The organism is Nocardia sp. bgisy118 (assembly GCF_057708605.1).
On sequence record NZ_JBYISM010000011.1, the window covers coordinates 102690 to 126672 of the forward strand.

The following is a 23983-nucleotide window of genomic DNA, read 5'->3' on the forward strand; positions in this document are numbered from 1 at the left end:
GAACCAGCTTCTCCCCGCGTGTCCCGTAGTACCGCGCTCCGCGGGCGGTGTTGATCGTGTCCACCGTCCTCACCATTCTCAGCCTGGTCGGGTTCGTCGCCCTCACCGCAGGCACCGCGCTGTTCGTCGCGGCCGAATTCTCGCTCACCGCCCTGGAACGCAGCACCGTCGAGGCGCACGCCCGCACCGGTGACGTGCGCTCGCGGATGGTGCGTCAGGCGCACCGCACGCTCTCGTTCCAACTCTCGGGCGCCCAGCTCGGCATCACCATCACCACGCTGATCACGGGCTACATCGCCGAGCCGGTGCTCGCCCGCCTGCTGGCGCCGGTGTTCACCGCGGTCGGCATGAACTCGAGCGCGGCCGGCGGCGTCTCGCTGGCGCTGGCTCTGGTGCTGGCCACCTCGCTGTCGATGATCTACGGCGAGCTGGTGCCCAAGAACATCGCCATCGCCAAGCCGATGGCGACCGCGCGCATGACCGCGGGCCCGATGATCGCCTTCTCGGTGGTGTTCAAGTGGATGATCCACTTCCTGAACAGCAGCGCGAACTGGGTGGTGCGCCGCCTCGGCGTGGAACCCGCGGAGGAATTGCGCTCGGCGCGCTCGCCGCAGGAACTCGGCTCGCTGGTGCGCACCTCGGCGCAGCGCGGCGCGCTCGACCAGCGCACCGCCTTGGTGATGGACCGGTCGCTGCAGTTCGGCGAGCGCAGCGCCGAGGAGTTGATGACGCCGCGGGTGAAGGTGGAGTCGCTGGACAAGTCCGACACCATCGCCGATCTGATCGCCGCCGCCAGCCGCACCGGCTACTCCCGGTTCCCGGTGATCGACGGCGATCTCGACAACACCCTCGGCGTGGTGCACGTCAAGCAGGCGTTCACCCATCCCGCGAACGTGCGCCGCACCATCCCGCTGCAACTGCTGGCCCGCCCCGTTCCGGTGGTGCCCGCCAGTCTGGACGGTGACGAGGTGCTCGAACGCGTGCGCGCCGACGGTATGCAGGTCGCGCTGGTCGTCGACGAGTACGGCGGCACCGCGGGCCTGGTCACCATGGAAGACCTGATCGAGGAGATCCTCGGCGACGTGCGCGACGAGCACGACGAGGAGGAGCGCGACGTGCGCCGGGTCTCCGACGGCTGGGACTGCTCGGGCCTGCTGCGCATCGACGAGGTCTCGCGCGCCACCGGCTACGACGCGCCGGAGGGTGAATACGAAACCCTCGGCGGTCTGGTGCTGACCGGCCTCGGCCGCATTCCCGTGGTCGGCGACGAGGTGGTGCTGCCCAATTCCACGGCAGGCAACCGCCACCCGTACGAAAACGGCGACGGTGGCTGGATCGCCAGGGTCGAACGCATGGACGGCCGCCGCATCGACCGGGTCCGCCTGATTCCCGTCACACCGGAGGCGCTGATCGCCCACCCGTCGCAGGAGCACAGCCATGGGTGATCTGTTCGCTGTCCTGCTCACGGTGGTGCTGCTGGCGGGCAACGCCTTCTTCGTCGGCGCCGAGTTCGCGCTGATCTCCGCGCGGCGCGACCGCCTCGAGGCGCTGGCCGCCCAGGGTAAGCGCAACGCCACCACCGTCATCCGGGCCGGTGAGAACCTGTCGATGATGCTTGCCGCCGCGCAGCTCGGCATTACGATCTGTTCGATCCTGCTCGGTCGCGTCGGCGAGCCCGCCGTGGCGCACCTGCTGGAGGGGCCGTTCGAGCTGCTCGGCCTGCCCGATCAGCTGTTGCACCCGGTGGCCTTCGCGGTCGCGCTGACCATCGTGGTGATCCTGCACATTCTCTTCGGCGAGATGATCCCGAAGAACATCGCGCTGGCCGGGCCGGAACGCAGTGCGCTGCTGCTGGTTCCGATGCACCTGATGTGGTTGCGGATAGCCCGTCCGCTGATCGCGATCTACAACCTGGCGGCCAACCTGTCGCTGCGGCTGCTGCGCATCGAGCCCAAGGACGAGTTGGAGGCCACGGTCTCCAGCGTGGAGCTCGCCGAGATGATCGGCGAATCCCGTTCGGAGGGTCTGCTCGACGAGGAGGAGCACCGACGCCTCACCCAGGCGCTGGGCACCTCGGATCAGATCGTCGCCGATGTGATGGTGCCGCTGGCCACGACGCGCTCGGTGCCGTTGCGCGGCAACGGAACAACGCTCGGCGATGTCGAGACCGCGGTCACGGAGACCGGCTTCTCCCGCTACCCGGTGCGCGCCGACGACGGTTCGCTGGTCGGCTACCTGCACGTCAAGGACGTGCTGGACAAGGTCGCCGACGACGCCGCGGGCCCGAGCACCCCGATTCCGCGCACCGACATCCGCCCGCTGCCGACCGTCGGCGCGGCCACCACGCTGTTCGAGGCGCTGGCCCGCTTGCGCCGCACCAGCAGCCACCTGGGCCGCGTCGTCGACGCTCGCGGCAACACCGTGGGCATCGTCGCGCTGGAGGACCTGGTCGAGGAGTTCGTCGGCACGGTCCGCGACACCACCCACCGGATCGCCGAATGATATTCCGCGCCACCGTGTTCCGTCGCGGTATCGCGCCGTATGGCACGGTGGCGCGGTCCGGGTTCGCGCCACGCACTCCGTTCACGGGCCACCGTGCGGATGACGATCGGCTGCCGCGCAGCCTGCGTCGCCCGCACGGGCACGCGGGCCGGTTCGCGCGCGCGGCGGCCGGACAGCTGCCCGCCCGGATCGCCTTCCCCTGCGTGGCCCGCCGACTGGTCGGTGACGTCCGGGAGTCGGCGTGATGCTCGAAAGTGTTTTGGCGGAGGACGATTGGCGTGCGCGCGCCGCCGCGTACCGGGCGCGGCTGGACGAGCTCGTCGGGCCGTATCTGGAGCGGCGGGCCGCCGGTTCCACGCATCCGGTGATCGATTTCCTGTTCACCTACTACGGCAACAAGCCCGCGCAGTTGCGCCGGTGGCATCCCGGGTTCGGCGTCGGGTTGGCCGGTGCGCGCGAGTACGAGGGGGCGCGGGGCTACCACCGGGACGCGCGGCCCCGTCAGACCGGCACTCCCGAGTGGTCCGGCGCACCCCCGACCGATCGCGGGCCGGTGTTCGCGGCGGATCCCGTATACCTCGCCCGCCGCCGCGACACCATCGAATTCGTTGCGAACCTGTTGCGCGCCACTGCGTCCCGCCCCGCGCAGCTGTCCTGCTTCGGACTGCACGAGTGGGCCATGGTGTACCGCACCGACGACGTCCGCCATCGACAGGTGCCGCTGCGGCTCGGCTCGGCGGGCACCGACGCCGTGGTCGAGGCGATGTCGTTGCGCTGCACCCACTTCGACGCTTTCCGCTTCTTCACCCCGGAGGCCGTCGGCCGCAACGCCCAGCCGCTCGCCCGCGCCGACCAGGTGACGAGGGAACAGCCCGGCTGTCTGCACGCCAATATGGATCTCTACAAATGGAGCTTCAAGCTCGTCCCGCTGGTCTCCTCCGAGCTGGTTCTGGAGTCTTTCGAATTGGCATGCGCCGCCCGTGAACTCGACATGCGCGCCAGCCCCTACGATCTCGGCGCATACGGCTACACTCCGATTCCCATCGAAACCCCCTCCGGCCGTGCGGAATACGTCCGCCGACAGGCCGAACTCGCCGAGCGGGCCGCGACGCTGCGCGCCACCTTGCTCGCCACCTGCGAGGAGCTGCTCGAAGCAGGCGCTGAGCACGCCGTCGGATAAGCCGTCGCACGGCAAAGCATGTCGAGGTCGGACCCTGCCGGTCGAGTCCAGCGGCATGCGTCACCTTTGCCTCGAATTGTTACCGTGGCATATGCCCAGCGAATCCCCGGCGGCGGCGACTCTGCGCCGCGAGCAGCTCCGCGACTTCCTGCGCACCCGCCGCGCCCGGCTCACCCCCGATGACGTCGGCCTGGTCACCGCAGGAAAGCGGCGGACGCCGGGGCTGCGCAGAGAAGAGGTCGCCCTGCTGGCGGGGGTCGGCGTCTCCTGGTACACGTGGCTCGAGCAAGGACGCGATATCAAGGTGTCGGCCGAGGTGCTCGACGCGGTCGGGCGCGCGCTGCTCCTCACCGAACCCGAGCGCGCGCACCTCTACGTGCTGGCCGGTCTCAATCCACCGGCCGCCGGTGGCACACGCGACACCGAGGTCTCGCCGGAGCTTCGGCAGCTGGTCGACGCGTGGACACCGCGCCCGGCGATCCTGCGCGACCCCTACTGGAACCTGCTCGCGATCAACGACGTGACGCGCTCCGTCTTCGGCTACGGCGACACTGACCGCAACTGCCTCGTCTCGTTCTTCACCAACGCCCGCTACCGCGGCATGCACGACCCGTGGGCGACCACCGCGCCCGTGATCGTCGCGGCCTTCCGCGCCGATGCCGCCCGCGCGCCCGGCGATCCCGAATTCAGCCGCGTGGTGGACGAACTCACCGCCGCGAGCCCCGAATTCGCCGAGCTGTGGGCGCGCCACGATGTCGGCGTCCCGGGTCAAGGCGTGAAGGCGGTGCGCCATCCCGAGGCGGGCGACCTGTACTTCGATACGACCACCCTGATCGTCGCCGACCGCCCCGACCGCTACCTCGAGCTGTACAACCCGCGGCCGGGCACCACGACCGAACAGCGAGTCGCTCAGCTCCTGCGTATCCCGGTGGCCACCTCGGCCTGACCGCCAGGGTGGTGTTGCCGGACCCAGGTTGACCACGCACTGTTTGCCGCGCGCCGCACTCGGCAGGCTGAATGCCATGACACACAGCACTTCCCGATCGTTCGGCACCTCCCGTTACCAGGACAAGATCGCGCTCGTCACCGGCGGCTCCAGCGGTATGGGGCTGGCCACCGCCCGGCGGCTGCTCGCCGAGGGCGCCACGGTCGTGATCACCGGACGGGACAAGAGCCGCCTCGATGACGCCGTCGCGGAGCTGGGCGACGGTGACCGTGTCCTCGCGATCCCCGGTGACGCGTCCAGCCTCACCGATCTCGACGCGCTGACCGACGCGATCCGGGAGCGCTTCGGACGCCTGGACGTGGTCTTCGCCAACGCGGGCGTCGCCTCGTTCGGGCCGTACGCCGAGATCACCGAGGCCGAATTCGACCGCGTGGTCGACATCAACTTCAAAGGCGTGTTCTTCACCATCCAGAAGACGCTGCCACTGCTGCCCGACGGCGCGGCGATCGTCGTCAACGCCTCGTGGACGCTGCATCGAGGCATGCCGGGCGGCTCGCTCTACGCGGCGACCAAGGCAGCGGTGCACAACCTGGCGCACACTCTCGCCGCGGAGCTGGGCCCCCGGCGAATCCGCGTCAACTCGGTGAGCCCCGGCTACATCGAGACCCCGATGTTCGACGCCGAAGTGTCCGCCGAGGCGCGGGTCGCCGTCGTCGGCGAGGTGGTCGCCGGGCGCATCGGAACCGCCGAGGACGTCGCCGACGCCGTAGCGTTCCTGGCCTCTGAAGAGGCGTCCTACATCAACGGCCAGGACCTGATCATCGACGGCGGGCTGGTCGCCGCTATCCCGGGCAAACTCCTCTAGGCGAAACCTTTTCGGTTGCAAGGAGCGTCGTATGCCACTGCGGCGGGCTCGTCCCGGCGCACAAGAAGGCGGCGCTCCGCTTCCCTCGTTCGACGAAGTCGATAGTTTCCTGAATACCGGGAACTGTCACGGTAAATTTCCGACCAATGCCGACTACGCACGTCTTATTGGTACCCAAGGGTATTCCGCACCCAGGCATTGGGACCGCATGCACTGTCGGCGGCTCCGGGCCCGGCACGACGACGCCAGCGGATACCCCGTCAAAGGACGAAGCGGGGCGACAGGCCGGACGACCAGGCGAGTGAATCGTGCCCGGTCACGTAACGAATCACGTTGCATTCCAGCCCACTTTGCGCTTCTGACCAGGACAGCCGTTCTGGCGAGAACCACAGTTCCGGCGAGATCGAATGCGCTATCTTTATTGTGGAGTACTGGTCAGATCTACATGGCGCAATCTCTCATCTCATGGCACATCCAGCCCGAGGAGGATTCGACTATGACGACGTTCGCACCAGTCACCATTCAGCAGGCGCAATTCCCGATCGTCGAATCGTTCACCCAGGACGCCGTGACCAACCCGCACTGGCAGCTGCTCGGCAGCGCTCGGCTGAACGGCGGCAGCCTGGAGCTCACCCCCAACGCCAATTCCCAGGCCGGGACGGCGTTCCTCGATCAGGCGTTCTCGTCCAAGCTCGGCGTCACCATCGACTTCGATTACTCCTGCGAGGGAGGATCCATGCTCGGTGACGGCTTCAGCGTCTACGTGATCGACGGCGAGCACACGACGCAACCCGGCGGCATCGGCGCCGCACTCGGCTACTCCTTCACGAAAGCGTCGCAGGAACAAATCGTCGCGCCGGGAGTCACAGCCGGGTTCGTGGGCGTCGGCTTCGACAATTACGGGAACTTCGCCACGCCGCTCGCCGGTACGGGAGGCGGCGCGCAACGGCCCAACACCGCCGGGGTCCGCGGACCCGGCAGTCTGCGGGAGGGGTTCCGCTGGCTGACCGGCGTGCAGGTGCCGGGCGGATTCCGCGCGGCGTGGGAGCGCGGTGCGCACATCCAGATCTCCATCATCGGCGGCCGGCTGACCGTACGGCACGCGGACAAAGCCAACCCGAACGGCACCCTGCTGATCGACAACTTCGATCTCGCCAGCACCAACGGTAAGGCGCCTGTGCCCGAGACCTTCAAGCTGGGGCTGGCGGCCGGAACGGGTGCCGCGACCGCGTCCCACCGGATCAGGAACCTGACGGTGACCCTGCCCGCGGACATGCCGCTGGAGATGACCGGCCCGGAGACGGCGAAGTCGGGACATCGGATCTCCTACACCATCGGCGTGCAGAATCTCGGCCCCAACGACACCCCTGACGCCGTGTTGGAGGGCGCGATTCCGACCGAACTGACCGACTTGGAGCTGACCTGCCGACCCGAGAACGGGGCCGTCTGCGGCACCGGTTCGGTCCGGGACGGCTTGTACCTGCCGATCGACCTGCCCAAAGGCAGCAAGGCGACCGTCACCCTGTCCGGCACCATCGACCCGCAGTTCGAGGGCCGGCTCACCTGCACCAGCATGATCACGTCGCCGTCGCGCGCCAATACCGCCAAGCAGCACTCCGGCTCGGTCACCACCGACGTCGAGCGGCCGCCCGTCACCGTCACCCCCGAGATCGTCGGGCAATGGGCCCAGACGTGGCCCGAGGACGCGAAGGGGTGGGTCATCAGCTACAAGCTCACCCTGGCCGCCCATGAGCAGCGGGTGGTGTGGTGGGAGATCCGCTTCGACGTACCGCCGCGAACCCGCATCAATCCCCAGCAGACGCAGTGGTACAAGGTGATCAAGGACGGCACCGACGGATCCGTCGTCATCGCTACACCGGACGACACCCACACCGTCGAGCCAGGCACGCCCCTGCCCGTGGCCGTGCAGCTGCTCTACCCGTCACAGCACGAGGCCGGTGACGGCACCCTGCGCAACCTCCAGGCCACCGAGGTGACCCACCCGTAGGCCCGGGGTCGAAGCATCACCGAGAACCTGGTGACCCGCCGGGGGGTGAAGAACCAACCCCGGCGGGAAACCCACAGCGGCACCGGTCCGGAGACCGGTGCCGCTGAATCCGGTTCAGGTGTAGAGATGTTCGCCGGGCACAGCGGTTGCCGACGCACGCACCTCGGCGGGATTGGTCTCCCTCAGCACCCAGGCACTGAAGACGGTGACCAGCCCCATCAGCGCGAGATACACCGAAACGAGCACAGTGGTACCGGTATTCGCGATCAGCGCGGTCATGATGAACGGGGTTCCGCCGCTGATGGTGATCGCGGCCAGCTGATACGCCAGTGACGCACCCGAGTAACGCAACCGGGGCTCGAACAGTTCGCCCATGAAAGCGGCCAGCGGACCGTAGGTCATCGACTGGAGGATCGTGCCCACCGTGATGGCGACAGCGAACAGCGGAAGTTTCGCGGTATCGACCAGCCAGAAGTACGGGAAGGCCCAGATCACCAGACCGATACCGCCGAAGAGAATCATCGGCCGACGTCCGACCCGGTCCGATCTGGCGCCCGACCACAGGATCACCGCGCAACCGATCAGGGAGGCTACCAGCGATATGGTCAGTATGTCGTTGCGCTTCATGCCGAGCTCCCGGGTCCCGTAGCTGAGCACGCCCGCGATGCTGATGTAGAAGGAGGCGTTGGTGGCGGCGAGCAGACCGCAGCCGAGCAGGATCTTGCGCCAGTGCATCCGAAGCGCCTCCGACAGCGGTGCGGCGACGACCTGCTCGGCACGTTTGCTCGCTACTTCCTGTTGCAGCGCATGGAATTCGGGCGTGTCCTCGACCTTGGTCTGGATGTAGAGCACGACAGGGAACAGCAGCGCGCTACAGAGGAACGGCACCCGCCAACCCCAGCTCAGAAACGCCTCGTTCGACAGGGCCGAGGTCGCGACGAGGAACACCAGGTTTCCGAGGACCACGCCGAGCGGGACACCCATCTGCCCGAAAGTCCCTGCGAATCCTCGCTTTTTCGGACTCGCGGATTCGGTGAGCAGCAGCACGATCCCACCCCACTGCCCGCCACATGCCATACCCTGCACGAAGCGCATCGCGACCAGCAGTATCGGTGCGGCGACGCCGATGGAGTGCGCACCGGGCAGACAGCCGATGAGGAAGGTCGCGAATCCCATCGCGAGCAGGCAGACGACCACGGCGGGCTTGCGGCCGTACTTGTCGCCGAAGTGTCCGGCCAGCACGCCGCCGAGCGGGCGAGCCACGAATCCCGCCCAGAAGGTGCTGAACGAGAGCAATGTGCCCATCAGCGCCGAGCTGTCCGGGAAGAACACCTTCGGAAAGACCAGTGCGGCGGCTGTTCCGTACAGGAAGAAGTCGTACCACTCGATCGAGCTGCCGACGAGTCCTGCGGCAAGGAGTCTGCGATGCCCGCGACTTCTTTCCTGTCCTGGTGTCGATGCCTTTTCGGTGGCGGGGCCTACCGGTTCCAGTGGCGGTGCGGTCATGCGCATACTCCTCGAGCTGGGGTGGATCACTCACAGACACGCAGAAAACAAACTTGACGTCAGATTCATGTGAGTGCGCCCAGTGTGGAGCAGCGAGAAAGTAATGTCAATCACACTTGTCAAGCAGCGCCTACGGCCGCCCACATAGAACCTGACGCCTTCCCGCGCCGCCGAGCAGAGCCGCCGATACCACCGCATTCCGAACGGCCGGTAGGCGCAATCCATCCCCCTTTCGCCGCAAAACGCCAGCTCATCGACATCATTGGGGCCAGTTCCGCAGAAAACATAATCTTGACGTCAGTTTCATATACGCTGACCGCGGTCCCCGCACAGTTCGTCTCGAAGGATCCGCCGATGGTCAATGTCGTCGACCCCGTCCGCCGTCACGCCGTAGCCACTCCCGACGCCGTCGCGCTCCGATCCGAGCGAGGCGAATGGAGCTACCGGCAGCTGTATTCGCTGAGTGCGCGGTACGCGGGCGCGCTCACGGCCGCGGGCCTGCGCGCGGGCGATCGAGCCCTGCTCGCCGCGCCATCGGTGCCGGAGTTCGTTGTGGCGTATTTGGGGATCCAGGCAGCGGGATGCGTTGTCGTGCCGGTGAACACGATGTCGACCCGCGCCGAAGTCGAATACGTCCTCACCGATGCGGGATGTTCGCTGGCCATCGGCTGGCACGGTCTCGGCCCGGCCGTCGCGGAAGCCGCGGAGAGCATCGGCATACCGTTCTGGTCTCTGACGGACGGTGCGCGCGTGGCCGCGCCTGCCGGCCCGTGTGTAGACCGCGACGCGGAGGAGACCGCGGCCATCCTCTACACCTCGGGGACCACAGGCCGCCCCAAGGGCGCCCAGCTCACCGTCGGAAACCTCTTGGCGGGCGGCGAGATCGGCGTGGCCTCCAGTCGCGGGACAGCGGCCGATCGCACCGGGACCGGGCTACCCCTGTTCCACGTGTTCGGGCAGTCCGCGGTGATGATGCCCTGCTTCACCGGCGGTGGATCGCTGTCGTTGCTCGGCCGGTTCGATCCGGTCGCGATGCTCGGGATGCTGCGTCGTGATCGACTGACCATCATGGCCGGCGTGCCGACCATGTGGAATGCCATGCTGCATGCGGCCGAGGCCGCGGACCCGGACGATTTCCGGCAGTTGCGGGTCGCCATCTCCGGGGGCGCGTCCTTGCCCGGCGAGATCGCGCGCCAGTTCGAGAAGACCTTCGGCTGCACGATCCTCGAGGGGTACGGGCTCACCGAGACCACCGCGTTCGGCACCTTCAACGATCTCGACCGCGGCGCGAAGATCGGCTACACCGGTCGTGCCGTCCCCCGGCTCCGCGTCGAGGTCCGAGACCCGGAGGGGAACGCATGTCCGCCCGGCCACATCGGCGAGGTGTTCATTCAGGGCGACACCGTGATGAAGGGCTACTGGGGCAGGCCAGAGGCCACCGCCGAGGCGCTCTCCCCCGACGGCTGGTTCCGCACCGGAGATCTGGGCGAATTCGATGAAGACGGCGATCTGCGCATCGTCGACCGCGTCAAGGACCTGATCATTCGCGGCGGCTACAACGTGTATCCGGGTGAAGTGGAGGAGGTCCTCTACCAACATCCCGACGTGATCGAAGCCGCCGTGGTCGGCGTGCCCGATCCGCATTACGGCGAGGAGGTCGCCGCGGTCATCGTCACTGTCCCCGATTCACCGTTGGACGCCGACGGCATCGATAGCTGGACCCGGGAACGCTTGTCCGCCTACAAGATTCCGCGGATCGTGAAGTTCACCGACGCCCTTCCGAAGGGCGCGACGGGCAAGATCCTCAAGCGATCCATCGACCGCGAATCGCTGCGCGGCGAATCTCGTCGGTGATCGCGCGCCTCGTTCACACCGGCGGCGCGCCGTGGACCAGGCCGATGCCACGCACCCACAGCGTGGACAGGGTGGCCGCGGCCGCGTCGGTGTCGATCTCGGCGTCGGTCTTGGCCCACTGGGCACAGAACTCGCGGACCATGCCGCACAGCGCCGTCGCCGCGTAGGCGGCGTCGATATCGACTGCGGCGAGACGGCTTTCCTGCAGCCGGGTGATCATCTGTGTGGCCCGGTCGATGAACAGTGCGATCTCGGCTTGGAGCAGTTCGTCGATCTCGGGGTTGAGCCCGGCGACCTCACCCCACATGAGCATCAGGCGGGCATGATCGCGGAACGCGAGCACGTAGGCGCGCACCGCCGCTTCGATCGCCTCGACGGCCGTGCGGGGCTCGGTGCCCAGCCGTGAGCGCACCTTCTGGCGCATGTCGGCGATGAGATTCAGCACCACCGCCTGAAAGATCGCTTCCTTGGAGTCGAAGTAGACGTAGAAGGTCCCGTGCGCGACGCCGGCCTCGGTGACGACATCGGCGACCCGCGTTTCCACGAACCCGAGCCGCGCGAAGACCAACTCGGCGGCCTCGATCAGTTTCGTGCGGGTCCGCTCCCCGCGGGCCGTCAATGCCGGCGCATGCTTGCCGGTCCGCGCGTTCACCGATTGCGACACGAGATCATCGTCCCAAACAGGTGCGGACGCCGATGACTACGGGCCCCGCGACCGGCCCCCGCCCGTATCCCCGGGGTCAGTCGAATTCGGCCCGGAGCAGATCGGTGAACACGCCGATCGGATCGTGCCAGCACGCGCTCACCCTCATCGCCGCGCTCGTGCACGCGGGCACGCCGCTCACCCCAGAGCACCTTGCCGTCGCGCTGGATCGGCCCCTCGACCAAGTGACTTCGGCGCTGCACGACGCCGACCGCCACCCCGACCTCGCGGACCCGGTCGCAGTGCGCGGCAACAAGTCCGGCGCCTTCTATGTGGCCGCACGGCCCGATCGCCTCACCACCGCCCAGCGGCGAAGACTTGCCCGGAACGCTTCGTAGATCGCGGGGCCCATGCTGTTACCGCAGAGGGGCGCACCACTCGCGGCGGTAGATGGCCCAATCTTCCGGTGTCGCAGCGAAATCGACGTACAGCGCCACACCGAAGGCCGGTCGCCGAGAGTCATTTCGGCTCAATGCCAATCGGATTGCGCGCACCGCGTTGGCGACCGTCTCCGCCGCGCCGTGATGCCCTGGATCGTCCGCCCAGAAAGCGGGCAGCCCCATCAGCAGGTCGACACTCGCCGGGGTGACCTCGAGCGCGAGCGCGGTCTGCTGAGCGACGTACCCGCCATACAGGGAACCCCACGGCATAGAGGTGTCATACGACATCAGCGCTATCTGATCTACGCGGCGCGCCACGTCGGCGAAATACCCTTGAGACCACCACTTTCCGTGATCGAACACAGTGATTCGGACCGAGTGCAGCCCCGGCAGTGGGTCGATCTGCGGAGCCGACACCGACAGCGGTGCGCCTCGGCTCGCGGTGACGGCGCGCACCTGGTCCAGCAATGTCAGGTAGCCGGACGTGCCCGACCGCACCGGCTCCAGATCGAGGTGGACACCGTCGAAACCGAGGTCGACAACCCTGGTGGCGGAGGCGGTGATGCGGTCGCGGACGGCGGCTTCGTCCAGATGCAGACGTCGAATTCGGGGGCGACGACGTCGCCGAGCCAGGACTGCACCCGTATCCCGGGCAGTGCACGATGTACCGCATCGACGAACCACTGTGCCCGCGGGTGTAATTCGCCGCGCAGACTGCCGTTGTGCTCGAGCGGGCCGGTGTGCACGTAAAGGTCCTTGATGCCGGTGCCGGCCAACGTGGTCACCAATCCAGCCACGTCGGTGTCGGTTTTTCGGCCGTCGACCCAGGCGTGGCCGAGCCACACCGCGTCCCGCCCTCTGGTGCGCGCGTCCGCGCTGGGTTCACCGGCGAACTCGAATCGCAGTGCGACCGCGGCCGCTCCCACCGGAAGCAGCAGCATCGCAAGCACCAGCCCCGCGGCTACCGTGGCGCGGCGCCGCCGCGACCAACCCCGCCACCGAATCCCCGCGCTCAGCAACCAGCCCCGCACTTTTGTCCCTCCCCGAGCCACGACCCGAGCCGCCTGTCTTGCCTGCCGCTCGCCTCGGTCGATCCCGACACTACCAATTCGCGTGAGCCACAACGCAGACCCACGATCGACGGCTGCGGGCTTGTCTCACCGCACAAGAGAGGCACCACTCCACTTCCCTCCGACGACAAAGTCGGTAGCCCCCTTAACATCGAGAGCTGTCCCAGTAGACGAGACTGTCGGTAACAATCAATGCTCCCAGCCACGGCAGCCCGGGGTCTGTCGTGCAGCTGCCATACAGCGCAATTCTTCACCAAGGGCACCGGCGGGACCAGCGCCAACCCCGTCGACAGCCGCGTACGAGCACTCGTCGACGCGGACGGAAAACCGCTGAGATCAGCCACACCCCGAGCAGCGGGAAAACGCAAGCAACAAACCGAACATTTGGGATTTCTCCAGAACCCGTTCCGCAAGTTACTCCCCATTACTACCATTCAGTCAGATCGCGTCACTGTCCCAGTCAGCGACGCGCTATGACCGCGAACAAGGAAGTGGGGGATCGCAACGATGCACTCTCTGTCACGATTGCGCCGCATCAGACCGGTCGCACTGCTCACCGCTGCGGTGATCACCGCGATGATGGTGCCCGGCAGCGCCTCGGCCGATCTGCAATCCGATATCGCCACCGCCGTCCAGGAATTCCTGGATGTCGGGCGCAAATCGGTGCCACGCGCGGATTGCGGACCGGGCTCGATGCCGGAACCCGGTCTCCAGGGCGACGTGCCCGCTGCCGATCGCGACAGCGGACGCAGCACGCAGGGCTACCGGTGCAACATGTCGATGATCGGCCAATTCGCCGGGCGCGGAGCGAGTATCATCTCCGCCAGCTTCGACTACTGCGCCTACATGGGCTCGTTCTTTCCCGGCGACCTGATCGGCGAGGGCCGCGGCGTCCAGGTGCTCGACGTCTCGGATCCGGCCAACCCGCGCCCCACGGTCACCCTCGCCGAACCCGCCATGCTCGCGGGCACGTGGGAGAGCCTGAAGGTCAACGCCGAGCGAAAACTGCTGGTAGGAACCGGCGTCCCGGTCGGCACCGGCGTGGGCTACCTGTCCGTCTACGACATCTCCGACTGTGCGCACCCGCGCCTGCTCAACCCGGGCCCCGGCACCAATCTGCTGATGCCCCTCCCGATCACGACCCACGAGGGCGGCTTCTCCCCCGACGGCCGAACCTACTGGGCATCCGGCATCGCCCCCGGTTTCGTCAGCGCGGTCGACCTCACCGATCCGGCGAGTCCGCGCGTCGTCTGGCAGGGCCTCACCGGCATCGAGGCCCACGGCTTCGGCATCAGCCCCGACGGCAATCGCATGTACCTGTCCGCGCTCGGCGGTTTCACCGTGCTCGACATCAGCGCCGTGCAGCGCCGCGACCCGAACCCGCAGGTGCACCACCTCGGCCGCACCTTCTGGACCGACGGCTGGGCGACCCAGCACAGCATCCCCGTCAGCTACGACGGCAAGCCGTACCTGTTCACTGTCGACGAAGGCGGTTCCGGCGGGGTGAAACTCATCGACGTCGCGAACGACAGCGCACCGAAGGTGGCCAACAAGCTGAAGCTCGAGATCAACCTGCCCCAGCACATCGACGCCAATATCGGCTCTTCGATGGGCGGTTCGGCCTTCTCCTACGAATCGCACTACTGCGCCGCCGACCGGCAGGACGATCCCACGGCGCTCGCCTGCGGCTGGACCTCCTCCGGCATCAGGGTCTTCGACGTGCGCGATCCGTTCGCGGTCCGCGAGATCGCCTACTTCAACCCGCCCGCGCGCACCGGACGCAATCTCGAGCTCTGGAACTCCCCGCACGCGCTGTCCTCGATCATCGGCGTTCCGCTGATGAGCGCACCGCCCGCGGCGCGCGCGGTGCTGGAGGGACAGTTCAACCCGGCCGACGCGCTCACCCCGCGCACCGGACGGCTCGCCTTCGGCGACGTCTCCACCGACTGGTGCTTCTCCCCGCCGGAATGGCGCGGCAACGAGCTCTACGTCGCGTGCTCGGACAACGGGTTCATGGTGCTGCGGCTGGACGACGTGGTGTACACCCCGCCCGCCGACCAGCGTTCGATCGTCGGCTCGTGAGAGTGCCGCGCGGGGCGCGGATCGCCGCGTTCGCCTCGGTCGCCCTGCTCCTGCTGGCGATCGGGGCGGCGCTGCGGCCGCTGGCATTGCCCGAGAAACACACCGCCGCACCGGTACTCGACACCGTCGAGATCGGTTTCGCGCAGGACATGACGGCCCATCACCAGCAGGCGCTGCTGATGACCCAGCGCCTCGATCCGGATGCGGAGCCAACCGTCCGCCGCGTCGCCGAGCAGCTGGCCGACACCCAACGGATCGAGATCGGCACCATGCTGGGCTGGTTGCGCTTGGCCGACGCGTCACCCCTGTCGTCGCGACCGATGACGTGGATGACGAATACCACTGCGGCGCATCAGCATTCGACGTACCCATCGGACGCGCCGATGCTGGGGACGGCGAGCACATCCGAACTCGACGCACTGGCCACGGCGCGGGGCCGTGAGGCCGAGATCCTGTTCCTGCAACTCATGATTCGCCATCACCAGGGCGGGATCACGATGGCCATGGCCGCCGATCGGCAGCTCGACGGCGGGCCGGTCAAAGAGACGGCGCGATCGATGGTGCAGTCCCAGGGCCAAGAGGTCGGCGTGATGAGCCTGCTGCTGACCCAGCTCGGGGGTGAGCTGCTTCCGCAGTGATCGCGCGGCCGCCGTCGGCGCCGTTCGGACCCGCCGGTATCGTCGGTGCCGATAGGGCCGGGAGAGGGTTTGGTGCGGTAGATGATTCAGGTGGACGAGATCACTGTTCCCGAGCACGTCCAAGGCTATCCGGACGTCGCCTTCGGCGGGTTCGTCGCCGGCGTCCTCGCGACTCGCTGCTCCGCTCCGACCGCGCGGGTCGACTTCCGCGCCAAGGTGCCGGTCGGCACACCACTCGCGCTGACGCGCACCGCCGTGAACGGCACCTCCCTCACCGACGCGGAGGGGAAGGTCCTCGCCGAGATCGGCGCGGCGACGCTGTCGCTCGACATTCCGCCCGCGCCGAGCTGGGCCGACACCGAGGCCCTCACGGCGGGCGTCCTCGCGTCGGGCGAACGCCCCGTCACCAACTGCTACGGCTGCGGCGCGGCGTGCGCCCCAGGTCGAGGCCTGCGCTTGTTCCCCTGGGTGCTGCCCGGCCGTGATCTCGTTGCCGCCGCGTGGGTCCCAGACCCGGCGCTGGGCGCGGCGGACGGCATCGTCACCACCGAGAACGTGTGGGCCGCGCTCGACTGCCCCGGCGGCCATGCGGGATTCCTGCTGTCCGGCATGCGCCGCGGCGCGGTCACCGCCGCCCTCACCGCGACGCTGCTGCGGCCCATCCGCGCGGGCGAACCACACATCGCCCACGCCTGGCCGATCGAGCAGGACGGCCGCAAATACACCGTGGGCATCGCCCTCTCGACCGCGGCGGGCGAACTGTGCGCGATCTCCGAAGCACTCTGGATCGAGCCGCGCGACCGGTAGTCGACACCGCCCGCGAAAGGAAAACCCCCGGCCGCGGGGGCCAGGGGTTATCGAACTCGATCAGCGCCGTGTCACAGCGGAGGAAAACCCGCCGAGCCGGTGGCCAGCCAGTTCCAGAAGGCCGCGGCGCGGTTGGTGATCAGGGCGACAATGTCGAGAACGGTGCTTCCCATACTTTCCTTACCTCTCACATTTGTAAATGCTCGCCGACCCGGTTCCGTCGAGCCAGGTCAGAAGTAGTTTTCCCACTCCATGCTGAGCGGCGAGCACTGCCAGTGTGCCAACAGTGTGCCAACGTGCGGGAACCCGCCCCCTTCCCCGGGTCGCGACAGCGCTCTACCCGGCCGGTGCCGATTCTCCACCCATACCGTCGGTTTCGGCCACCAAACCGGCGCCTGCCTCCGCTCACCTCATGCGCAGTGGCGCGTGATACCAACGACCCCAGGTGCCCTAATCGGCCACGCCGCGCCATCGGGGCGCTGGCTGATCGGATCCATCTCCGACGGAACTGCCGCCGTCGGCGCGGGGTGAAGCACGGCCGTTCGCTGACCGACCACGGCCGCGGCTCGGCTTGCTGGTGCGGTTCGGTCCGTTCCGACCGAGGCCAGGCTCGATGGCGGTGCCGAGGTAATCGTTTGCGCGGGGCCAGTTCGGATCTAGTCGAAGGATCGGATGACGCGACCTAGACCACCCGCCCCACAGCACCTCCACACAACACCCACGGAGCCCCCACGACCGCGAACTATCGTGAGTCGTCATGATCAAGATCCGCCCAATCCCCGCGGCGCTTCTCTATATCCTCGGCTCAGTCCTCCTCGGCCCCACCATCTTCCTGGCCGGCTACCTCATCACCCCCGCAAACGGCGACTTCTGCGACGTAGGGGTCCATGGCTCTCGTGAACAACGCGATCGCGACTACACCCTGATCGACACAATCCAAACCACCGGCGCGATTGTCATGCTCCTGCTCGGCGCGCTCGCGCTCACCTACTTGTGGCTCAACCTCCGAAGGGTAGGCCCGCTCCCCATCGCAGTGCTCAGCGCTGGGATCGTGATCATCGCGTCCGGCTACCTCCTGATCCTGAGCGCCGCGCAATACGGAAACCCGAGCTGCTCCTGACCGCTCGGCCGATAGCCCCAGGCGCCCCTATGGACCACCGGCGTAACCCCATCAACGACTCCGCCGTCCAGCTATCCTTGGTCAAAGGCTAGGGGGTTCAGGTGGCCGAGCGGGATTCTCTTGCCGAAACCATCAGGCGCCGTATCGATTACGGCCCACAAGGCGCGATCGGATATCTCGATGTAGGCACCGTCGTCGACGGGCTTCGATACGCCGAGATCCTTCGGAGCGAGGGCGGCACAACTGAGGAGTGGGGGCTGCTCGGTACTCTGCACTGGCAGCGGTTCCAGCATCCCGACGGTGGGCTTCAGCACGATCTCGTCAACGCGATTTGGGCGTTCGCCCACTGTTTCGTATGGGGCGCAGTCGATCTGCCCGAGCAACTGCTTCCGATCCTGGCCGATCAGGTCGAGGGTGAGGCACTCGCGTTCCTCGAGTCGGTCATCGGGTCGGCCGCTGATTCCTCCGATTTCACTGAGGCGGTCGAACTTTGGGAACGCATCCTGAGTGCGACGCCGATCGATCACCCAAACCGAGCTGCGCGGCTGAACAGCATGGGTGGCCTGATGCTGACACGATCAAAGCGGACCGGATCCGAGGAAGACTTCCTTCGTGCGCGCACGCTGTTCGAGGAGGCGATCTCGACACTCTCCCCGGACGATCCGCAGCGCGCCTTCATCCGCAACAACCTCGGCGTGGCACTCCACGACAAATTCGAGCTAACTGGATCGCCGGCCGATCTGGAGCTCGCCATCGAATCCCTGCACGAGGCCGAGACAGTCCTCCCGCTCGACGATCCGTATCGCGCCAGGGTCGTTCCCAACCTGGTGGACGCGCTCGACGCACGGTTCGTCCTGCTCGGCGACGAACGAGATCTGGACGCGGCTATCGAGTTCCGGCGGGAGCGGATCGATCGAACAGATCCTGGTGATCCGGACCGATACCGTCAGTTGGGGAATCTGGGTGCCGCGCTGAATCGCCGGTCCATGATCTCCGGGAGCAGCGCCGACCTCGATGAAGCGATCGACCTGCTGAGTACCGTGATGGCGAATTCCGCCCCGAACCCCCGTGCCGCGGGCAGAAGCGCCCTGCTCAACGATCTCGGGGCCGCGCTCGCGACGCGTGCTAGCCGGATCGACGCTCCAGGAGATCTCGATAGGGCCATCGCACTGTTCGACGAGGCCGCCGCGAGCGCCGACTCCGGACAGTTCCAGACTCTCTGCAATATAGGTGAAGCGCGGACCGATCGCTTTCTGAACCGCGGCGAGATCGATGACATCGACACCGCGGTGCGAGCCTTTCGAGACGCCTTCGCGCTGGACCCGGATCCGTTGTCGCACGCGAGCATTGGTTTGTCCATCGCGCTCTGGCACCGTTACGAACGCCTGGGCGCACTGGACGACCTGAACGCCAGCATCGATCTGCTCGATTCTCGGCTCGACAGCCTCCCCGACGACAACTTCCCACCGGTCGAGGAGCTGGCCAATCTGGGCACGATCCTCACAGCGCGGTTCGAGCACTTGGGCACAGTCCCCGACCTCGATCGTGCGATTCGAATCCACCGACAAGCCGAAACCCTTGCACCCATTGGCCATCCCGCGCGACCGAATGTTCTCAACAGCCTCGGAACAGCTCTCAGAGTGCGGCATCGACGGTTGGCTGTCCGATCCGACCTGGACGAAGCGATTCGATATCTCGTCGAGGCGGTGACCCTTGACACCGGATTCTTGAAGGGACAGATACTGCACAATCTCGCCACGGCACTCGTGTCGCGGTTCACGGTCACAGGCGAGATCGCCGACCTCGACGACTCGATCCGCGGCTATCGGGAAGCTCTGCATTCGGTCGCCGACCGGGACAGACCTGGGATTCTGAGCAGTCTGGGACAAGCCCTCGGCGACCGGTTCAAGCACCTGGGCAATCCCGAGGATTTGGATGCGGCGCTGGCCGCTGGCGCCGACGCCTTGGCCGAAGTGCCCGAAGACCATCCGGAACGATCACGCTTCCTCAACCATCTGGGAAATCTCTTCGAGATCCGATTCGAACGACTGCGCGATCTGGCCGATGCGGATGCCGCGATCCTTCGGCACCGGGAGGCGGTCGCCACCACACCCGACGATCATTTCGAGCGCGCGGGATATCTATTGAGCCTCGGGAATGTGCTCCTGAAGCGATATCAAGTGACACACAATCGCGCCGACCTGGACGCCGCTGTGCGTACCGCGCGCGAGGCTGTCGACCTGGTGCCCGAGGACAGCGCCGAGCGCGCAGCTGTACTGAATCTGCTGTGCAGCACCCTGACCAAACAATTCCAGGAGTCGCACCACCGTAAGGACATCGACGAAGCGGTCACCGCCGCCAGCACCGCAGTGGACTGCACTCCACTCGGCCACTACAACCTCACCGCAGAACTCAATACCTATGCCACTGCTCTTCACGCCCGGTTCCAGCAATTCGGTAATCCCGACGACGCTGCGGCTGCGATGACCGCACTCGAGCGGGCCGTCGCGGAACCCTCCGCGGGTACTTGGGTGCGTATTCAGGTGGCCCACACTGGAGCCGATCTCCTTGCTGTGCACGAACCCGCCCGCGCCGCAGAACTTTTGGCCACCGCGGTAAGTCTCCTGACTGACGTCGCACCGCGTCGATTGAAGCGCGCCCATCAGCAACAGCAGATGGCGGAATTCACCTTCGTGGCCTCGGATGCGGCCGCGCTGCTGCTCGCCGACACCTCCCGTCCCGCCCACGAAAGGGCCAGCCGAGCCCTGGAGACGCTGGAGGCCGGCCGGGGTGTACTACTCAGCCAGACCCTCGAGACGCGCAGCGACATCACCGAACTGCGCGCGGCACACCCAACTTTGGCTGCCCGGTTCGAGGAGATGCGGGACGCGCTGGACACACCCGCCGACCCGACCGCGCCCGCGGAGTACCGCGAGTCGCTAGCGTCCGATTTCGCTCTGCTGCTCAACCAGATTCGCGGACTACCACGCTTCGGCTCGTTCGGGCTTCCTCCGACTGCTGCGCAACTGATCCGCGAGGCAGATCACGGCTCGGTAGTGACGATCAATGTGAGCAGATACCGCAGCGACGCCATACTGCTGACCGGTCACGGTATTCACTCACTCGAATTGCCCGCTCTCACACTGGAGGCGGTCTTCGAGCAGGTACGCGCCTTCCATACGGCTCTGGCTGATTCGCTGGGGGCCGAGTCGTCGATCACGGTCCGGCGCACTGCAGAAGCACGGCTACACGAGGTGCTCGCATGGCTGTGGGATGTCGCCGCCGAGCCGATCATGAATGCGCTGGATCTGACGTCCGCCGGCGAACCGCTTCCCCGTCTCTGGTGGGCACTGAGCGGGCTGCTCGGTCTCCTACCCATGCACGCTGCAGGACATCATGGCGAAGGTGACAATCGCACGGTCCTGGATCGGGCTGTCTCGTCCTACATTCCGACGATTCGCGCGCTCGGCTACGCCCGCCGGATGGTGAAACCTGGCACGAACTCCGACCAGTCACTGATCGTGGCCATGCCGAGCACGCCAGGCACCCTCGACGGCGATCTCCCCTCGGCGCTCGACGAGGCAGCCAAGATAGAGCAGTTGCTACCGCTGCCGATCACCCTGTTCGAATCGAACGAGCCCGCCGATCACCAGGATCGGACCCCGACGGTATCGACAGTCCTGCAGCACTTGACGGACTCTGCATACACCCACTTCATCTGCCACGGCTTCAGCAGCCCCGACGATCCGTCACAGAGCGGCCTGCTGCTCCACGACCACCAAGAGCAGCTGCTCACAGTCGGCAGCCTGGCGGGAACCAGACTCGCCAAGGCCCGGCTGGCCTATCTGTCCGCATGCGACACCGCGCTCAACAGCAATCTGAAGCTCCTCGACGAATCGATACATTTGGCCTGCGCCTTCCAACTCGCCGGATTCCCCCATGTCATCGGGGCATTCTGGGCGATCTCGGACGAGTACTCCGTGGCGGTGGCCGAATCCTTCTACCGCGCCTTGTCCACTGGTGAGGCCGGTCGATTGAATGCTGATCACGCCGCCAGGGCGCTACATCGAGTTGTACGCACCGCCCGTGATCGTTCACCGATGGCTGCCTCGAAGTGGGCCGCATACCTCCACACCGGCGCATGAGCTGTAACTGATACTGCGCGAGCGCGATTCGCGCAGCGCAAGCCAGACCGGTCGACGATACTGGTGCCATCGGATCGGGCGAATCGGAGGGCCGGTGGGGGTCGACATCAGAGTCAAGATCTCGGCCTTCTGCCTTCAACTGGCGGACCCGAGTTTGGAGTCACTGGCGCGTGACGCCGGTCAGTTGGAGATATACACGCGTGCGCGCACAGCCTTGGAATCCGGCACCATCGAGCCGACGCTCGAAGCCGATCTCGATGCTCTGCAAGCGATCGTGCTCGCAGCCACCGGACACGGCCTGTACCCAACCACGCAGCGTGGCTTCGGCTTCCTGCCTGGTGCCGCCCGTGGCCACTCGGCGCAGATATGGGTCTGTCCTCGTGCTGCCTGCGCCGGACGCGGACGAGTTCGCCCCGGCCAACACACTCCCACCTGCAATGCCAGCGGAGAGCCCTTGCAGCCGGAACAACTTGCGCCATGAACGGATTCCTCACCGAGGTGGCCAAACGACTGGCCGAGCGATGGGCTGTTCTCCTGGCCTTCCCCGGGCTCCTCTACCTGGCCACCGTCGCGATCGCGTACACGCTGGGTTGGGGGCACGCGCTGGATATGCGCCGATTGAATGATCAGATCGTCAGGTGGGCACAGGATCCCACCCTACGGTCGGTCGGCGGAAGCATCCTCATCATCGTCGCTACTCTGCTCGGCTCTGTCGCCCTCGGGCTTGCCGCGGCGACGCTGGGACGCGCGGTCTCCTTCGTCTGGACCATGCCGGGGCAACGCCCGCCAGCAGTGTGGCTGACCAGATGGCGACGAAATCGGTCCCAACAGGCCAAACGAGATGCCGACGAGCCATTCTCCAACGCCGACCAGATCCGCGCCGCCATCAGCCGAGCCGATCGCATCAGCCCCTTCGAAGCCGACCGGCCGACCTGGATCGGCGACCGGCTGCTGGCCAGTCGCCTCCGCATCGACCGCGTCTACGGCCTCGATCTCGACGCGATCTGGCCGAGGCTCTGGCTGATCGTCCCCGAAACGACCCGAACCGAACTGAACGGAGCACGCGACGCCTACACAGCATCTGCCCGTCTCATGGGTTGGGCGTTGCTCTACGCGGTGTTGACGTTCCGATGGTGGCCCGCGGCCCCACTGGCCCTGATCATTTCGATCACCGCCCAGGTGCGCGCTCGCGAGGCAACCGCGATGCTGGCCGATCTGCTCGAGTCCACAGTCGACCTGCACGCCCGCGAACTAACTACCCAACTCGGCTTCCCCGACCCCGGCGGGCCAGTGACCACAGACGAGGGCCGAACAATCACATTCCACACTCGAAAATCTCGGTGGGACCCTAATTCACCTGTGTCAGAGTAATCTTCGTATCGGCTCCGTCGCCGGGCAGTCCTCAAGCAGGTAACGATCTTGCCCACGGAGACCTCGATCATCGCGATGATCGAGGCGATGAAAGGGCTGTGCGGTCCGAAGATCAAGAAGTGGTTCGGGAAGCCTGCCAAACCAACGACGACCAGGGCCGCCGCACGGATCATCCGGTGGGTGCGCAGGTCGCGGTGTCCTTTTATCTACGCGCGGTGACGCGCTGCGCCGAGGACCTGGTGGACTTCGACCAATTCATGGCCGACTTCGCCGTGCCGACGGAGGTCGGCCAGGACCTGACACTACTCAGCGTCGAGTATCTCCGTGGCGACACCAGCTTCGACGACGAGATCGCCGAGTTTCTCGACGTTGTGGATGCGCGACTCTAACCAGGGCTGGTGTCGTGGCGTAGTACGACCCGGTATTCCCAGGCATCCCATAGCGGGTGAGTCGCTGAATGTCGTTGATCGATCAGGATTTCCTGGCCGTCGATTTTCCATGCGCTCGGCGGCGAGGCCGGTGCCTTCGAGCAACAGCAGAAGATCCGCGGGGGTGTAGCAACGTCCGAACTGGTCCAGCGCCCGCTGGTCCGACTCCCGCATCTGCGGACGGCCCCACCAACCCGACGCGGTGTCGAAGAAGGTCTTCACCCACTCCACGGGCGACCTCCGACACGTTCGGACACCAGCTGCGGGCGCCAGGAGAATACGGACACAAACCGAGATTCTGTGCTGAATTCGATAACAGCGCTGGCGAATTTCGATGTCGTATGAGCTGGCTGGTGAGTGCGTGGAACCTCGCCCGGC

The 23983-nt window shown here is 66.7% G+C and carries 23 protein-coding genes; 16 read left to right on the plus strand and 7 right to left on the minus strand.

Features of this window, described 5'->3' with window-relative positions; genetic code table 11:
- Positions 1 to 56 precede the first annotated feature (56 nt).
- The 7 genes from AC3EO7_RS16055 to AC3EO7_RS16085 all read left to right on the plus strand — a co-directional run bounded on the left by AC3EO7_RS16055 (position 57) and on the right by AC3EO7_RS16085 (position 7501).
- The gene (locus AC3EO7_RS16055) at positions 57 to 1445 is read left to right on the plus strand and encodes a hemolysin family protein (RefSeq protein WP_431970326.1); all 1389 of its coding nucleotides are present in this window, start codon (positions 57 to 59) and stop codon (positions 1443 to 1445) included.
- The gene (locus tag AC3EO7_RS16060) at positions 1438 to 2502 is read left to right on the plus strand and encodes a hemolysin family protein (protein WP_431970327.1); all 1065 of its coding nucleotides are present in this window, start codon (positions 1438 to 1440) and stop codon (positions 2500 to 2502) included. The genes AC3EO7_RS16055 and AC3EO7_RS16060 overlap by 8 nt, the downstream gene beginning before the upstream one ends.
- Positions 2499 to 2747 (plus strand): hypothetical protein, encoded by a 249-nt coding sequence (locus AC3EO7_RS16065; RefSeq protein ID WP_435591607.1) that lies wholly within the window; start codon positions 2499 to 2501, stop codon positions 2745 to 2747. The genes AC3EO7_RS16060 and AC3EO7_RS16065 overlap by 4 nt, the downstream gene beginning before the upstream one ends.
- Complete coding sequence (locus AC3EO7_RS16070; RefSeq protein ID WP_435591608.1) at positions 2747 to 3682, plus strand: 3-methyladenine DNA glycosylase; 936 nt, start codon at positions 2747 to 2749, stop codon at positions 3680 to 3682. The genes AC3EO7_RS16065 and AC3EO7_RS16070 overlap by 1 nt, the downstream gene beginning before the upstream one ends.
- A gap of 91 nt (positions 3683 to 3773) precedes the next feature.
- Positions 3774 to 4628: a helix-turn-helix transcriptional regulator gene (locus AC3EO7_RS16075; protein WP_435591609.1), complete on the plus strand. Its 855-nt coding sequence runs from the start codon at positions 3774 to 3776 to the stop codon at positions 4626 to 4628.
- Between the two features lie 76 nt (positions 4629 to 4704).
- Positions 4705 to 5493, plus strand: coding sequence for an SDR family NAD(P)-dependent oxidoreductase (locus tag AC3EO7_RS16080; protein WP_431970330.1), 789 nt, complete (start codon positions 4705 to 4707; stop codon positions 5491 to 5493).
- Positions 5494 to 5989: 496 nt separating this feature from the next.
- Positions 5990 to 7501, plus strand: coding sequence for an L-type lectin family protein (locus AC3EO7_RS16085; protein WP_431970331.1), 1512 nt, complete (start codon positions 5990 to 5992; stop codon positions 7499 to 7501).
- Positions 7502 to 7615: 114 nt separating this feature from the next.
- Here the strand turns inward: AC3EO7_RS16085 and AC3EO7_RS16090 are convergent, their stop codons facing one another.
- Complete coding sequence (locus AC3EO7_RS16090) at positions 7616 to 9007, minus strand: MFS transporter (RefSeq protein WP_435591610.1); 1392 nt, start codon at positions 9005 to 9007, stop codon at positions 7616 to 7618.
- A 354-nt stretch (positions 9008 to 9361) separates the two neighbouring features.
- On the opposite strand from AC3EO7_RS16090, the gene AC3EO7_RS16095 reads away from it, so the two are divergent.
- Entirely contained in the window at positions 9362 to 10861 is a 1500-nt protein-coding gene (locus AC3EO7_RS16095; RefSeq protein WP_431970333.1) for a class I adenylate-forming enzyme family protein, read from the plus strand.
- Between the two features lie 13 nt (positions 10862 to 10874).
- On the opposite strand, the gene AC3EO7_RS16100 is transcribed toward AC3EO7_RS16095, so the two are convergent.
- Positions 10875 to 11525 carry a TetR/AcrR family transcriptional regulator gene (locus AC3EO7_RS16100; protein WP_431970334.1) on the minus strand — a complete coding sequence of 217 codons (651 nt, stop codon included), beginning with the start codon at positions 11523 to 11525 and terminating at the stop codon, positions 10875 to 10877.
- Between the two features lie 104 nt (positions 11526 to 11629).
- Here AC3EO7_RS16100 and AC3EO7_RS16105 point away from each other — a divergent pair, with 104 nt between their 5' ends.
- The gene (locus tag AC3EO7_RS16105) at positions 11630 to 11902 is read left to right on the plus strand and encodes a hypothetical protein (protein ID WP_435591611.1); all 273 of its coding nucleotides are present in this window, start codon (positions 11630 to 11632) and stop codon (positions 11900 to 11902) included.
- Positions 11903 to 11920: 18 nt separating this feature from the next.
- Here AC3EO7_RS16105 and AC3EO7_RS16110 read toward each other — a convergent pair whose 3' ends face one another.
- Positions 11921 to 12442 carry a hypothetical protein gene (locus tag AC3EO7_RS16110; RefSeq protein WP_435591612.1) on the minus strand — a complete coding sequence of 174 codons (522 nt, stop codon included), beginning with the start codon at positions 12440 to 12442 and terminating at the stop codon, positions 11921 to 11923.
- Complete coding sequence (locus tag AC3EO7_RS16115; protein ID WP_435591613.1) at positions 12415 to 12885, minus strand: hypothetical protein; 471 nt, start codon at positions 12883 to 12885, stop codon at positions 12415 to 12417. Before AC3EO7_RS16115 ends, AC3EO7_RS16110 begins: the two co-directional genes overlap by 28 nt.
- Positions 12886 to 13521: 636 nt before the next feature.
- On the opposite strand from AC3EO7_RS16115, the gene AC3EO7_RS16120 reads away from it, so the two are divergent.
- From AC3EO7_RS16120 to AC3EO7_RS16135, 4 genes are all read left to right on the plus strand, one after another.
- Positions 13522 to 15096, plus strand: a complete 1575-nt coding sequence (locus AC3EO7_RS16120; RefSeq protein ID WP_435591614.1) for an LVIVD repeat-containing protein — start codon at positions 13522 to 13524, stop codon at positions 15094 to 15096.
- A 2-nt stretch (positions 15097 to 15098) separates the two neighbouring features.
- On the plus strand, positions 15099 to 15734 hold the full coding sequence (locus tag AC3EO7_RS16125; protein WP_435591665.1) for a DUF305 domain-containing protein: 636 nt from the start codon (positions 15099 to 15101) through the stop codon (positions 15732 to 15734).
- Between the two features lie 81 nt (positions 15735 to 15815).
- Positions 15816 to 16541, plus strand: a complete 726-nt coding sequence (locus AC3EO7_RS16130) for a PaaI family thioesterase (RefSeq protein WP_435591615.1) — start codon at positions 15816 to 15818, stop codon at positions 16539 to 16541.
- A gap of 757 nt (positions 16542 to 17298) precedes the next feature.
- Positions 17299 to 17661: a hypothetical protein gene (locus AC3EO7_RS16135; RefSeq protein WP_431970339.1), complete on the plus strand. Its 363-nt coding sequence runs from the start codon at positions 17299 to 17301 to the stop codon at positions 17659 to 17661.
- 71 nt (positions 17662 to 17732) lie between these two features.
- Here AC3EO7_RS16135 and AC3EO7_RS16140 read toward each other — a convergent pair whose 3' ends face one another.
- Positions 17733 to 18188, minus strand: a complete 456-nt coding sequence (locus tag AC3EO7_RS16140; RefSeq protein ID WP_435591616.1) for a hypothetical protein — start codon at positions 18186 to 18188, stop codon at positions 17733 to 17735.
- A 192-nt stretch (positions 18189 to 18380) separates the two neighbouring features.
- A complete protein-coding gene (locus AC3EO7_RS16145; RefSeq protein WP_435591617.1) occupies positions 18381 to 19001 on the minus strand; it encodes a hypothetical protein in 621 nt (206 codons plus the stop codon).
- Positions 19002 to 19013: 12 nt separating this feature from the next.
- Here AC3EO7_RS16145 and AC3EO7_RS16150 point away from each other — a divergent pair, with 12 nt between their 5' ends.
- Positions 19014 to 21806, plus strand: a complete 2793-nt coding sequence (locus AC3EO7_RS16150; RefSeq protein WP_435591618.1) for a CHAT domain-containing protein — start codon at positions 19014 to 19016, stop codon at positions 21804 to 21806.
- Positions 21807 to 21966: 160 nt separating this feature from the next.
- Here AC3EO7_RS16150 and AC3EO7_RS16155 read toward each other — a convergent pair whose 3' ends face one another.
- Positions 21967 to 22161, minus strand: a complete 195-nt coding sequence (locus tag AC3EO7_RS16155) for a hypothetical protein (protein ID WP_488186273.1) — start codon at positions 22159 to 22161, stop codon at positions 21967 to 21969.
- Positions 22162 to 22283: 122 nt separating this feature from the next.
- On the opposite strand from AC3EO7_RS16155, the gene AC3EO7_RS16160 reads away from it, so the two are divergent.
- Positions 22284 to 23177 (plus strand): hypothetical protein, encoded by an 894-nt coding sequence (locus tag AC3EO7_RS16160; protein WP_431970342.1) that lies wholly within the window; start codon positions 22284 to 22286, stop codon positions 23175 to 23177.
- 176 nt (positions 23178 to 23353) lie between these two features.
- Positions 23354 to 23566: a hypothetical protein gene (locus AC3EO7_RS16165; protein ID WP_435591620.1), complete on the plus strand. Its 213-nt coding sequence runs from the start codon at positions 23354 to 23356 to the stop codon at positions 23564 to 23566.
- The last annotated feature ends 417 nt before the right edge of the window (positions 23567 to 23983 follow it).

Excerpts from the sequence above, each read along its gene's own strand:
- AC3EO7_RS16060 (WP_431970327.1), top strand. The coding sequence starts at position 1,438 with ATGGGTGATCTGTTCGCTGTCCTGCTCACGGTGGTGCTGCTGGCGGGC.
- AC3EO7_RS16065 (WP_435591607.1), top strand. The coding sequence starts at position 2,499 with ATGATATTCCGCGCCACCGTGTTCCGTCGCGGTATCGCGCCGTATGGC.
- AC3EO7_RS16070 (WP_435591608.1), top strand. The coding sequence starts at position 2,747 with ATGCTCGAAAGTGTTTTGGCGGAGGACGATTGGCGTGCGCGCGCCGCC.
- AC3EO7_RS16075 (WP_435591609.1), top strand. The coding sequence starts at position 3,774 with ATGCCCAGCGAATCCCCGGCGGCGGCGACTCTGCGCCGCGAGCAGCTC.
- AC3EO7_RS16080 (WP_431970330.1), top strand. The coding sequence starts at position 4,705 with ATGACACACAGCACTTCCCGATCGTTCGGCACCTCCCGTTACCAGGAC.
- AC3EO7_RS16085 (WP_431970331.1), top strand. The coding sequence starts at position 5,990 with ATGACGACGTTCGCACCAGTCACCATTCAGCAGGCGCAATTCCCGATC.
- AC3EO7_RS16090 (WP_435591610.1), bottom strand. The coding sequence starts at position 9,007 with ATGACCGCACCGCCACTGGAACCGGTAGGCCCCGCCACCGAAAAGGCA.
- AC3EO7_RS16095 (WP_431970333.1), top strand. The coding sequence starts at position 9,362 with ATGGTCAATGTCGTCGACCCCGTCCGCCGTCACGCCGTAGCCACTCCC.
- AC3EO7_RS16115 (WP_435591613.1), bottom strand. The coding sequence starts at position 12,885 with ATGCTGCTGCTTCCGGTGGGAGCGGCCGCGGTCGCACTGCGATTCGAG.
- AC3EO7_RS16120 (WP_435591614.1), top strand. The coding sequence starts at position 13,522 with ATGCACTCTCTGTCACGATTGCGCCGCATCAGACCGGTCGCACTGCTC.
- AC3EO7_RS16130 (WP_435591615.1), top strand. The coding sequence starts at position 15,816 with ATGATTCAGGTGGACGAGATCACTGTTCCCGAGCACGTCCAAGGCTAT.
- AC3EO7_RS16135 (WP_431970339.1), top strand. The coding sequence starts at position 17,299 with ATGATCAAGATCCGCCCAATCCCCGCGGCGCTTCTCTATATCCTCGGC.
- AC3EO7_RS16160 (WP_431970342.1), top strand. The coding sequence starts at position 22,284 with ATGAACGGATTCCTCACCGAGGTGGCCAAACGACTGGCCGAGCGATGG.